The following is an 11,617-nucleotide window of genomic DNA, read 5'->3' as shown; positions in this document are numbered from 1 at the left end:
ACCCGCATTCGATCAGCTCGCCTTCCGATTCGGTTCCTTGACCGGGGCTTTCGGCTTCTGGGTCTGGGCCTTCGGCCCCGCGGTCAGCGCGAGGACACTCACCGCGCAGGTCGCGGCAGCGTAGTACGCCGGGATGTCCAGGTTGCCGGTGCGTTCGATCGTCTCCGTGATGATGAGCCCGGCGCAGCCCGAGAACACCGCATTGGACAGGGCGTAGGCGAGTCCCAGCCCCGTGTAGCGCACGTTGGTCGGGAACAGCTCCGCGAGCATGGCCGGACCGGGGCCCGCCATCAGCCCGACCACGGCACCCGCGCCGCACACCGCCGCACCCTTCACGGTGAGGGAAACGCCCGGGTCCTGGAGAAGGTTGAGCAGCGGCACCGCGAGGACCACCACCAGCACTGCCCCCGTCAGCATCACCGGCCGCCGCCCGTACCGGTCGCTGAGCCATCCCGCCGGCACGATCATCGCCGCGAAACCGAGGTTGGCCAGCACCGTGGCGATCAGCGCCTGCTGGAAGGTCGCGTCCAGCGTGGACTGCAGGTACGACGGCAGTACGACCAGGAACGTGTACCCGGCCGCCGCCCACCCCATGATCCGCCCGGCGCCCAGCGCGATCGCCCCCGCGACCTCACGCCCCGGCGGCCGCTCGGCCTCCCGCTCCTCCCGGAACGCCGGCGTCTCGTCCAGCCTCAGCCGCAGCCACAGTGCACCCAGCCCCAGCGGCAACGTCAGCAGGAACGGCAACCGCCAGCCCCAGTGGCCCAGTTGGCCCTCGGTCAGCACAGTGGCCAGCAGCGCCGCCACCCCCGCGCCGCCCAACAGCCCCAGCGCCACCGTGAACGACTGCCACGACCCGTACAGACCGCGCCGCCCGGGTGGCGCGAACTCGGTCATCACCGACACCGCGCCCCCGAACTCCCCGCCCGCGGACAGCCCTTGCAGCACCCTCAGGAACGTCAGCAGCCACGGCGCGAGGGCGCCGACCGTGTCGTACGTGGGCAGCGCGCCGATCAGCGTCGTCGCCCCGGTCATCAGTGTGATCACCAGGATCAGCACCGGTCGCCGGCCGATCCGGTCGCCGAGCCGCCCGAACAGGGCCGCTCCGACCGGCCGGAAGAAGAACGCCAGCGCGAACGACGCATACGTCCGCACCAGAGCCTCGACCTCGCTGCCGCCCTCCGGCGTGAAGAAGCGCGCCGCGATGATCGTCGCGAAGTACCCGTAGACCCCGAACTCGTACCACTCGATGAGGTTGCCGACCGAACCCGCGACCAGGGCCTTGCGGGATCGGACCGTGCCGCGGTCGGAAGCAGTCAGCGTCATGTCCGCCCCTTCGAACGTCGATGGAATGGCCTATTTTTGACTGTCAGTCAGTTCTGCCGGGGCAGGTCGCGGTCCTCTCGCGTCGCCCGCGCGCACCGACTGTCACCCTTCACGGCAACAGCTGCCCGGACCCGCCTCCACTTAGGCAATCCGACGGCTACGCTCGAGGTCTGTACGTCGTTCGGGCGACTTGGGGAGGGAGCGGGATGACGGAGGTACGGCCCACACAGGCCGCCTCGGCCTCCCTGTGGGAGCGCGACGAGGAACTCGCCGCCTTCGAGGGGGCGCTCGACACCCTGTGCGCAGAGAAGTCCTCGTCGGGCAGCCTCCTGGTGCTCCGGGGCGAGGCGGGACTCGGCAAGACCGCGCTGCTGGCCGAAACACGCCGCATCGCCGAGGCCCGCGGCTGCACGGTGTGGTCCGCCCGCGGCAGCGAGACCCTGAGCTCCGTCCCCTTCAACGTCGTACGGCAGCTGATGCAGCCCGCTCTGTTGTCGCTGATGCCGGAGGAGGCGCGCGAGTACCTCGGCGACTGGTACGACATCGCCGGACCCGCCCTCGGCATCACGGACCCCGGCGAGCGGCAGGCCGACCCGCAGGGCGTGTGCGACGGCCTGGTGGCCGCCGTACGCCGGCTGGCCCGGCGCGACTGGCCGCTGGTGCTGCTGATCGACGACGCCCACTGGGCCGACCAGGAGACCCTGCGCTGGCTCGCCGCCTTCGCCGAACGCCTCGGCGAACAGAACGTCCTGGTCGTGGTGGCCCGCCGCCCCGGCGAGGTCAGCGGCGACAGCGCCCGGCACCTCGACGCGGTCGCCGCCGCGGGCAGCTCCGTCGCCACCCTGAGCGCCCTCACCCCGGACGCGACCGCCGGTCTCACCCGCGCCACCCTCGGCCCGCACGCCGACGCCCCGTTCTGCCGCGAGGTCTGGGCGGTCACCGGCGGCAACCCGTACGAGACCGTCGAACTCCTCGCCAAGGTGCAGGACAGCGAGTTCGAGCCGACCGAGGCCGCGGCCGCCGAGCTGCGTGCCCTGAACCGCGCGGCACGCGGCGGCGGCCTCGTCGCCCGCCTGGAGACACTCGGCATCGAAGCCACCCGCTTCGCCTGGGCGGCCGCCATCCTCGGCACCGGCATCTCCGTCGACCTGGTGGCCGAGCTCGCCACCATGAGCCTCGACGACGCCGTGCGCTGCGCCGCCCTCCTGCGCACCGCCCGCATCCTCACCGAGCCCGACCCGGCGGGTGCCCGACCGGGCGACGGGGAGCTGGAGTTCGTCCACCCCCTCATCGCCTCCGCCGTCTACAACTCCATCCCCGATGCCCTGCGCACCGCGATGCACGGCATCGCCGCCCGCGTCGTCACCGACAACGGCCGGGGCGCCGCGGTCGCCGCCCGGCACCTCCTCGAGGTCCACCCGGACAGTGACGAGGAACTCGTCGAGCAGCTGCGCGAGGCCGCCCGCGAACACCTCGCCGTCGGCGCCCCCGACGCGGCCCGCCGCTGTCTGGAGCGGGCCCTGCTGGAACCGCCCCTGCCCGAGGTCCACGCGCGCGTCCTCCACGAACTGGGCGGCGCCACCCTCCTCACCGCGCCCGCCACCACCATCGACCACCTCCAGACCGCCCTGGCCATGCCCGGTCTCGACGGCGACGAACGCGTCGACGCCGTCTACCGGCTCTCCCAGGCCCTGCTCCACAACGACCAGCTGGAGGAGGCCGTCCGCACCGTCGAGGCGGAAGCCGCCCGGCACCGGGCCGGCCCCGCCAGACTGAGGCTGCAGGCGGTGCAGTTCATGTGGGAGGGCATCCACGCGGGCGAGGCGGCCTACCCCGGGCGCTCGACGCGTCTCGCCGAACTCGCCGCCACCTGCACCGGTCGCGACAACTCCGAGCGTGCCCTGCTCATCCTGCGCGGCTTCGACGCCATGGCCCGCGGTGAGAACGCCGAGGAGGTCGCCGAACTGTGCGACCGCGCCCTCGTCAACGGCCGCCTCGCCCCCGGACTCGGGTGGACCGACCCGGAGTGGGGCATCGAGCTGCTGATGATGCTGGCCAACTCCTACGCCTTCACCGACCGCCTCGACCGCGCGGAGTCCCTCTACAACGAGGCCCTGCGCGCGTACGAGTCCGCCGGCTGGAGCGGCGGCCACCTCGCCCTGGCCCACGCCTACGTCGGCGTCGGGCACCGCAGGCGCGGCCGGCTCCGCGAGGCGGAGGCGTCCCTGCGCAAGTCGCTTGCGCTCGCCGAGCGCGTCGGCCGTCGACTGCCCCTGCACTGGTCGGCGACCTGCAACCTCGTCGACACGCTGCTCGCCCGCGGCCATGTCCAGGAGGCCTGGGAGCTCGCCGAGGAGCACGGCTTCGCCCCGCCGTACCCGACTACCATCGTGCTGCCGGACCCGCGCTCGGTCCGCGGCCGGCTGCTCCTGGCCGTCGGTCGCACGAAGGACGGCATCAACGAACTGGAGGCCGCGGAGAAGGCGGCCGCCGTGCGCGGCCACAACAACCCGGTCCTGGTGCCCTGGGCCGTCGACCTGGCCCGTGCTCTCGCCAACGAGGACCCGGAGCGGGCCGCCCGGCTGGCCACCGACGTCCGCCGGCACGCCGAGCGCCTCGGCACCGACACCGCCATCGGCGAGGCCCTGCGGTGCGCCGCCGCCCTGGAGACCGGCCAGCGCGCGGTACGCCTGGCCGAACAGGCCGTCACCTATCTGGAGGCCTCGCCCTGCCAGTACGAACACGCCGCCGCCCGGGTCGAGTACGGCATCGCCGCACGCTCGTCGGCGGAGCTTCGGCGCGGGCTGACGCTGGCGCGGTCGTGCGGCGCGGACGGACTGGTGCTCCAGGCGGAGGCGGCGCCGGCCGCGGGAGTGGTGTGACGGCTCAGAGGTTCAGCAGCTGACCGGTGACGGTCGCCAGCCGCTCGCGGACGCCGGGGTCGTACGTCCGCTCATGGGCCCGCGCCCGGGACGTCCCGTCGAAGTAGCCGCCCGTGCCCAGGTCCCGGGTGGCGAGGGCCAGGACGCCCGGGGCGCCGTCCGCGACGGCGTGCCGGGGTGTGAAGCCGCCGTCGCGGACCATCGCCGTGTCCATGTGGGTCGCCGGGTGCAGCACGTTGACCGCGACACCCGTGCCGGCGAGTTGATCGGCGAGGGTGAACGTGTGCGCCGCGAGGGCGAACTTGCTGCGGCAGTACGCCGAGAGTCCGTCGTAGCCACGGGTCAGCTCGGGGTCGTCGAAGTCGACGGGTTCCTGACCGGCCGAGCCGACGTTCACGATCCGCGCGGGCGTGTTGGCGAGCAGCACGGGGAGCAGGGCGCGGGTCAGGGCGACCGGCGCCAAGTAGTTGACCGCGAGGCGCAGTTCGTGCCCGTCCGCGCCGATCTCCCGTTCGGACCTGCGTGGCCCGGCGCCCACCGCCGCGTTGTTGATCAGCACGTCGAGCTCGGGATGGGCCCCGGCGACATGGGCAGCCAGCTCCCGCACCTGCCCCAGCGAGGCCAGATCCACGACGAACCCCTCGGCCTCGCCGTCGGCCCGCAGCTCCTCGACAAGCCGGCGCGTACGGTCCACGTCCCGCCCGTGCGCGAGGACGCGGTGCCCGGAGCGGACCAGCTCGGCGGCGACGTAGCGGCCGAGACCCGAGGTGGCGCCCGTGATCAGAATCGTGGACATGTCTCCACCGTAGGCACGGCGTGCGGGCATGTGCGAGCTGCCGCTGGAGGTACGACCGCCAAGGTCACCCTGCTCTCACCGCGCCGTACCCGCGTCCGGCTCCGCCTCCTCGGCCAGCACCCGCTGGGCCGCCGCGAACGCCGAGTTCGCCGCCGGAACCCCGCAGTACACGGCCGTCTGCAGGAGTACGGCCCCGATCTCCTCCGGCGTCAGCCCGTTGCGCCGGGCCGCCCGGACATGCATGGCCAGCTCGTCGTAGTGGCCGTGCGCGACCAGCGCCGTGAGGGTGATCATGCTGCGCTCGCGGCGGCTGAGCGTCGGGTCGGTCCAGATCTCGCCCCAGGCGTAGCGCGAGATGAAGTCCTGGAAGCGGGCGGTGAACGGCGTCTGCCGGGCCTGCGCACGGTCGACGTGCGCGTCCCCGAGCACCTCGCGCCGCACCTCCATGCCTCGCTTGGCGCCGCCCCCGAAGTGCGCCCGCAGCGCTGTCAGCACTGCCTCGGGGCACTGCGCGGGTGCCAGATGCGAGGCGCCCGGGAGTTCCACGAGCGTGGCACGCGGCACGGCGTCCGCGATCTCCCTCAGATGCGCGGGCGGAGTCGCGGGGTCCTCGCGGCCGGCGATCAGCAGCGTGGGGGAGGAGATCTCGGCCAGCCGGTCGCGCAGGTCGAAGGCGGCGAGCGCATCACAGCAGGCGGCGTACGCACCCGGGTCGGCGTCCCGGTGGTCCCGCACCAGCTCCGGCACGGTGAACCCGGGCGTGAACCAGCGGTCGTTCGCGCCCTCGGCGAGCCCCGCCAGCCCTTCGCGCCGCACCAGCGCGGCCCGTTCCTCCCACGGCCTGGAGCCGTTGAAGTGGGCCGACGAACAGATCACGGCAAGCGAGGAGACCCGTTCGGGACGGTGCACGGCCAGGTGCAGCCCGACCGCACCCCCGAGCGACACCCCGGCGTACGCGAACCGCTCGATCCCGAGCGAGTCGGCGAGCGCGAGCACCAGGCCGGCGAGGTCACCGACCGTCGCGCCCGCGCCGATGAGGTCGGCCGCCGAACCCCCGTGCCCCGGCAGATCCCAGCGGACCACCCGATGACCGGCCGACAGCTCGGGCGCGACCTTGTCCCACAGGGCGTACGAGGTGCCGAGCGAGGCTCCCAGCAGCAGCGGGGGAGCGGAAGTGGGCCCTTCGGCACGGTGGTTGAGGAGTTTCTCGGTCAACGTCGCTCCAGAGCGCGGTCGGTGAGGGCTCCGGCGGAGCCGGTGTAGTGGGTGGGGTCGAGGTCGACGTCCGCCAGCTCCGGCGCCTGGTCGAGCGGGCGGCCCTCGGACGCCAGCCGGGTGAGGAGTTCCTTGGCGCGGGCCCGCCCCAGCACGGGGGCGAGCTCGACGGACAGCCGCTCCGAGATGATCAACCCGTGGGTGAGATCCAGGTGTTCGCGCATGACCTCGGCTTCGACCCGCAGTCCCTCGGTCAGCTCGACGGCATCCCGTGCGGCCCCGCCGACCAGCCGCAGCAGGTCCCTGAGCGGTTCCCACTCGGCGTGCCAGGCCCCGGCCGGCCGCTCGTCCTGCGCCGCCAGCGAGCCGTACAGCGTGGCCGCGAGCTGGGGCGCCCGCCGTGCCGCGGAGGCGATGAGGGTGGACCGTACCGGATTCGACTTGTGCGGCATGGCGGACGAGCCCCCGCCGCTGCCCTCCGCCACTTCCGCGATCTCGGTGCGGGAGAGGGTGAGGACGTCCGCGGCGAGCTTGCCGAGCGCCCCCGCCGTGAAGGCGAGGCATCCGGCGAGATCGGCGACGGGCGTGCGCAGGGTGTGCCAGGGCAGGTCGGGTGCCCGCAGGCCGAGTTCGCGGGCGTACGCCGCCGGCAATGCGGTCGGATCGCTCGCGCCGTACGCCTCGAAGGCCGCCAACGTCCCGGCGGCGCCGCCGAGTTGGACCGGCAGCGAGTTCCGTACGGCATTCACCCGGTCCCGTGCGTCCAGCACCAGCGACCGCCATCCGGCCGCCTTGAGCCCGAACGTCGTCGGTACGGCGTGCTGGGTGAGGGTCCGCCCGGGCATCGCGGTGTCGCGGTGCTCGGCGGCCAGCCGGGCCAGGGCCCGCTGGGTGCGGTCGAGGTCGGCCGGCACCAGGTCCAGGGTGCGTGCCGCGACCAGCATCGTCGCCGTGTCCAGGATGTCCTGGCTGGTGGCACCCCGGTGGACGTACGGGCCGTACTCCTCGCCGACCGCCCTGGTCAGGTCGGCGACCAGCGGGATGACCGGGTTGCCGCCCCTGCGGGCACGCTCGGCGAGGGACCGTACGTCGAAACGGGCCGCCTGGGCCGCCTCCGTGACCGCTCGCGCCGCCTCGGCCGGGGCCGTCCCCAGCGCGGCCTGTGCCCGCGTCAGCGCGGCCTCGGCGTCCAACAACGCCTGGAGATAGGCGCTGTCACCGGTCGCGGAGGCGGCGGGGGAGCCTGTCCACCCGGGCGCGAGCAGGCCGGTGTCGGTATCGGGAGAAGTCACTGGTACTCCAGGAAGACCGTCTCGCCTTCGCCCTGAAGGCGGATGTCGAAACGGTATGTCCCATCACGCTGCTCCCGTGCGATCAGCGTGTCGCGCCGCTCCTCCGGTACCCGGGAGAGCAACGCATCGGCGGCGAGAGCCGCCGCGTCGCCCGGCAGGTAGATCCGGGTGTACAGGTGCACCAGCAGGCCGCGCGCGAAGACGCACACGCTGAGGTACGGGGCGCTGTGCCCACGGGAGCCCGGCCGCAGCGTCCGCGCGGTCCAGTGCCCGTTGGCGTCGGTCTGGATGCGGCCCCAGCCCGTGAACTCCACGCCGTTGCGGCCCAGATACCCGCCGCTCGCCGGGTCGCGCCGGATCGAGCCGTCGACCTGCGGGATGTTCCCGTCCGGGTCGGCGCCCCACAACTCCACGAAGGCGTCCGGCAGCGGATTGCCCTCGCCGTCGGTGATGTAGCCCTGGAGGGCGATCGTGTCCGGGTGGCCGATCGGGGCGATGTCGCCGCCGCCGGGGAAGGGCAGGGCGTGGCCGTAGAAGGGGCCGACGGTGTGCGACGGGGTCGGGAGCACGGTCTCGGGACGGCTCGTGTCGATCTTCGTCATGGCAGGTCAGCGTCCCTCTTCGATCCAGGTGGCGTTCGGTCCGTCGAGGACGATGTCCCAGTGGTAGCCCATCGAGAACTCCGGCACCGACAGGCCGTGGTCGTAGGTGGCGACCAGCCGCTGGCGGGCCGCGTCGTCCGTCACCGACTGGATGATCGGGTCGTACGGGAACAGCGGGTCGCTCGGGAAGTACATCTGCGTCACCAGCCGCTGCGTGAACGCCGTGCCGAACAGCGAGAAGTGGATGTGGGCCGGCCGCCAGGCGTTGACGTGCTGACGCCACGGGTAGGGGCCCGGCTGGACGGTGGTGAAGCGGTAGAAGCCCCTGTCGTCGGTGAGGGTGCGGCCGACGCCCGTGAAGTTCGGATCCAGCGGGGCGTCGTGCTGCTCGCGCTGGTGGGCGTAGCGGCCGGCCGAGTTGGCCTGCCAGATCTCGATGAGCTGGCCGCGGATGGGACGGCCGTCGCGGTCGAGGAGCCGGCCCTCGACGGTGATGCGCTCGCCGATCGGCTCACCCGTGTGCTGCCGGGTCAGGTCGTTGTCGATCTCGGTGATGTCCCGCTCGCCGAAGGCGGGGGAGTGCAGCTCCACCAGCTCCGGGTCCTTGCTGACGTCGATCGTGACCGGCGGCTGCTTGGGATGGCGCAGGACGGAGGAGCGGTAGGGGGTGTAGTCGCGGCGCGGGTGGTGCTCGACGGGGGCTCCGTCGGCGATCCGCTTCTCGTACGCGGCGTGCTCGGCCGCGATCTCCCGGTCGATGTCGTGCTGGGTGAGAGTCATGGGGATCCTGCGTTTCGTCAACGTTCGAGGACTAGGGCGAGGCCTTGGCCCACGCCGATGCAGAGGGTGGCGACGCCGACTCCACTGCCCTTCCGGGCGAGCTGGTGGGCGACGGTGCCGGCGAGGCGGGCGCCGGACGCGCCGAGCGGATGGCCGAGGGCGATGGCGCCGCCCTGCGGGTTGAGGATCGCCGGGTCGAAGTCGGGCCACTCGGCGACACAGCCCAGCACCTGGGCGGCGAAGGCCTCGTTCAGCTCCAGCACGGACAGGTCGCCGAACCCCCTGCCCGCCTTGGCCAGCGTGCGGTTGACGGCCTCGACGGGGGCGAGCCCGAAGTAGTCCGGGTCCAGGGCGTTGACGCCGGTCGCGGAGATCCGCGCGAGCGGCTCACGGCCTGTGGCCCGCAGGCCGTCCTCGCCGACGAGGAGCAGCGCGGCGGCGCCGTCGTTCAGCGGGGAGGCGTTGCCCGCGGTGACGGTCCCCTCGGAGGTGCGGAAGGACGGCTTGAGCTTCGCCATCGCCGCCAGGGACGCATCCGGCCGTACGCACTCGTCGGCACCGAAGACGACCGGGTCGCCCTTGCGCTGCGGGATGCTCACCGGCGCGAGCTCGGCGTCGAAGAGGCCCTCGGACTGCGCCCGGGCAGCCTTCTGATGGCTGTGCAGGGCGAACTCGTCCTGCTGCTCCCGGCTGATCTTGTGCTTCTCGGCGATCAGCTCGGCCGACTCGCCCAGCGGGATCGTCCACTGCGGTGCCATCCGCGGGTTGACCATGCGCCAGCCCAGGGTGGTCGAGAACAGCTCGGTGTGGGCGGCCGGGAAGGGCTTGTCGGACTTGGGCAGCACGTACGGCGCCCGGGTCATCGACTCCACACCGCCGGCCACGACGATGGAGGCGTCCCCGACCGCGATGGCGCGGGCCGCCTGGATGACCGCTTCGAGGCCCGACGCGCACAGCCGGTTGACCGTCACGCCGGGCACGGAGGTGGGCAGGCCGGCCAGGAGTGCGGCCATGCGGCCGACGTTGCGGTTCTCCTCCCCGGCGCCGTTGGCGTTGCCGAAGTACACGTCCTCGATCCGGGACGGGTCCAAGTCGGGCGTACGGCCCATGAGTTCACGGATGGCGTGGGCGGCCAGGTCGTCCGGGCGGACGGATGCGAGGGCGCCGTTGTAGCGGCCGATCGGGGTGCGGACCGCGTCGACGAGGTAGACGGTGTTCACAGCAGACTCTCCGCGACGGTGAGTTTTGCGTCGGTGCCGGCGATGATCTCGTCGACGGTGACACCCGGCGCGGTCTCGACGAGCAGGAGACCGTCCGCTGTCACGTCGAGCACGCCGAGGTCGGTGATGATCCGGTTCACACAGCCCCTGCCCGTGAGCGGCAGGGCGCACTCGGCGAGGATCTTGGGGCTGCCGTCCTTGGCGGTGTGGGTCATCACCACGATGACGGTGCGGGCCCCGTGCACGAGGTCCATCGCACCGCCGATCCCGGTGATCATCTTGCCGGGGATCGCCCAGTTCGCCAGGTCACCGGTGGCGGAGACCTGCATGGCGCCGAGCACGGCGACATCGATGTGCCCGCCGCGGATCATCGAGAACGACAGTGCCGAGTCGAAGTAGGACGCGCCCGGCAGGACCGTCACGGTCTCCTTGCCGGCGTTGATCAGATCCGGGTCGACCTGGTCCTCGGTCGGGTACGGGCCGGTGCCCAGGATGCCGTTCTCGGACTCAAGGATCACCTCGACGCCGGGCGGCAGATAGTTAGGGATCAGGGTCGGCAGTCCGATGCCGAGGTTGACGTACTGGCCGTCCTGAAGTTCGCGAGCGGCCCGAGCGGCCATCTCTTCCCGCGTCCACGCCATGGCTAGCTCACCGTCCCGTCCGCCAGCAGCGCGGAAACCGTGCGCCGTTCGATCTGCTTGTCGGCCGCCTGCTCAGGGGTGAGCGCCACGACCCGCTGGACGAAGATGCCCGGCAGATGCACCGCGTCCGGATCGATCTCGCCCGGCTCCACGAGTTCCTCCACCTCGGCGATCGTCACCCGCCCGGCCATCGCGGCCAGCGGGTTGAAGTTCCGGGAGGACTTGTTGAACACCAGGTTCCCGTGCCGGTCGCCCTTCCACGCCCGCACCAGGGCGAAGTCGGTGCGGATTCCGCGCTCCATGACGTACTCGGTGCCGTCGAACTCCCGCACCTCCTTCGGCGGCGAGGCGAGCGCGACCCCGCCGGAGCCGTCGTAGCGCCAGGGCAGCCCGCCGTCGGCGACCTGCGTGCCCACCCCGGCCGGCGTGTAGAACGCGGGGATCCCGGCCCCGCCGGCCCGCAGCCGCTCGGCCAGCGTGCCCTGCGGGATCATCTCGACCTCCAGCTCACCGCCCAGGTACTGGCGGGCGAACTCCTTGTTCGCGCCGATGTACGAGCCGGTCACCCGGGCGATCCGGCCCGCCGACAGCAGCACCGCAAGCCCCGACTCCATCGCCCCGCAGTTGTTGGAGACCACCGACAGGCCGCCCACCCCGCGCTCGTACAGCGCCTGGATCAGCACGTTCGGCACACCGCTCAGCCCGAAGCCACCCACCGCGAGCGACGCGCCGTCACCCACATCGGCCACCGCCCCCAGGGCCGTGGCGACCACCTTGTCCATCCGAGAAGCCCCATCTCTTCCGAGCGCTCAGCACCCGAGTTAGTCAGCGCACTGAGTATTACCGCGAGGTTGCCTCTCACG

At 72.6% G+C, this 11,617-nt stretch carries 10 protein-coding genes; 1 reads left to right on the top strand and 9 read right to left on the bottom strand.

Annotation, left to right across the window (positions count from 1 at the left end; all coding sequences use genetic code 11):
- Positions 1-12: 12 nt before the first annotated feature.
- Positions 13-1,326, bottom strand: a complete 1,314-nt coding sequence (locus tag ACZ7L5_RS12585) for an MFS transporter (RefSeq protein WP_471516579.1) — start codon at positions 1,324-1,326, stop codon at positions 13-15.
- Positions 1,327-1,532: 206 nt separating this feature from the next.
- Here ACZ7L5_RS12585 and ACZ7L5_RS12580 point away from each other — a divergent pair, with 206 nt between their 5' ends.
- Positions 1,533-4,208 carry an ATP-binding protein gene (locus tag ACZ7L5_RS12580; RefSeq protein WP_471516578.1) on the top strand — a complete coding sequence of 892 codons (2,676 nt, stop codon included), beginning with the start codon at positions 1,533-1,535 and terminating at the stop codon, positions 4,206-4,208.
- A 4-nt stretch (positions 4,209-4,212) separates the two neighbouring features.
- Here the strand turns inward: ACZ7L5_RS12580 and ACZ7L5_RS12575 are convergent, their stop codons facing one another.
- From ACZ7L5_RS12575 to ACZ7L5_RS12540, 8 genes are all read right to left on the bottom strand, one after another.
- Complete coding sequence (locus ACZ7L5_RS12575; protein ID WP_471516577.1) at positions 4,213-5,004, bottom strand: SDR family NAD(P)-dependent oxidoreductase; 792 nt, start codon at positions 5,002-5,004, stop codon at positions 4,213-4,215.
- A 75-nt stretch (positions 5,005-5,079) separates the two neighbouring features.
- Complete coding sequence (pcaDC, locus tag ACZ7L5_RS12570) at positions 5,080-6,219, bottom strand: bifunctional 3-oxoadipate enol-lactonase/4-carboxymuconolactone decarboxylase PcaDC (protein ID WP_471516576.1); 1,140 nt, start codon at positions 6,217-6,219, stop codon at positions 5,080-5,082.
- Complete coding sequence (gene pcaB / locus ACZ7L5_RS12565) at positions 6,216-7,511, bottom strand: 3-carboxy-cis,cis-muconate cycloisomerase (RefSeq protein WP_471516575.1); 1,296 nt, start codon at positions 7,509-7,511, stop codon at positions 6,216-6,218. Before pcaB ends, pcaDC begins: the two co-directional genes overlap by 4 nt.
- Positions 7,508-8,113: a protocatechuate 3,4-dioxygenase subunit alpha gene (gene pcaG / locus ACZ7L5_RS12560; RefSeq protein WP_471516574.1), complete on the bottom strand. Its 606-nt coding sequence runs from the start codon at positions 8,111-8,113 to the stop codon at positions 7,508-7,510. Before pcaG ends, pcaB begins: the two co-directional genes overlap by 4 nt.
- Positions 8,114-8,119: 6 nt before the next feature.
- Positions 8,120-8,893 (bottom strand): protocatechuate 3,4-dioxygenase subunit beta, encoded by a 774-nt coding sequence (gene pcaH, locus ACZ7L5_RS12555; RefSeq protein WP_471516573.1) that lies wholly within the window; start codon positions 8,891-8,893, stop codon positions 8,120-8,122.
- Positions 8,894-8,910: 17 nt separating this feature from the next.
- Positions 8,911-10,113, bottom strand: coding sequence for a thiolase family protein (locus ACZ7L5_RS12550; protein ID WP_471516572.1), 1,203 nt, complete (start codon positions 10,111-10,113; stop codon positions 8,911-8,913).
- Positions 10,110-10,754: a CoA transferase subunit B gene (locus ACZ7L5_RS12545; RefSeq protein WP_471516571.1), complete on the bottom strand. Its 645-nt coding sequence runs from the start codon at positions 10,752-10,754 to the stop codon at positions 10,110-10,112. Before ACZ7L5_RS12545 ends, ACZ7L5_RS12550 begins: the two co-directional genes overlap by 4 nt.
- 2 nt (positions 10,755-10,756) lie before the next feature.
- Positions 10,757-11,536, bottom strand: a complete 780-nt coding sequence (locus ACZ7L5_RS12540; RefSeq protein ID WP_471516570.1) for a CoA transferase subunit A — start codon at positions 11,534-11,536, stop codon at positions 10,757-10,759.
- Positions 11,537-11,617: the final 81 nt, after the last annotated feature.

The sequence above is a fragment of the Streptomyces sp. NPDC107528 genome (genome assembly GCF_055639295.1).
This window is presented reverse-complemented; position numbering and strand designations above follow the sequence as displayed.

Coding starts and splice junctions, on each gene's coding strand:
- ACZ7L5_RS12575 (WP_471516577.1), bottom strand. CDS start 5,004: ATGTCCACGATTCTGATCACGGGCGCCACCTCGGGTCTCGGCCGCTAC.
- ACZ7L5_RS12585 (WP_471516579.1), bottom strand. CDS start 1,326: ATGACGCTGACTGCTTCCGACCGCGGCACGGTCCGATCCCGCAAGGCC.
- ACZ7L5_RS12545 (WP_471516571.1), bottom strand. CDS start 10,754: ATGGCGTGGACGCGGGAAGAGATGGCCGCTCGGGCCGCTCGCGAACTT.
- ACZ7L5_RS12580 (WP_471516578.1), top strand. CDS start 1,533: ATGACGGAGGTACGGCCCACACAGGCCGCCTCGGCCTCCCTGTGGGAG.
- pcaG (WP_471516574.1), bottom strand. CDS start 8,113: ATGACGAAGATCGACACGAGCCGTCCCGAGACCGTGCTCCCGACCCCG.
- pcaH (WP_471516573.1), bottom strand. CDS start 8,893: ATGACTCTCACCCAGCACGACATCGACCGGGAGATCGCGGCCGAGCAC.
- ACZ7L5_RS12540 (WP_471516570.1), bottom strand. CDS start 11,536: ATGGACAAGGTGGTCGCCACGGCCCTGGGGGCGGTGGCCGATGTGGGT.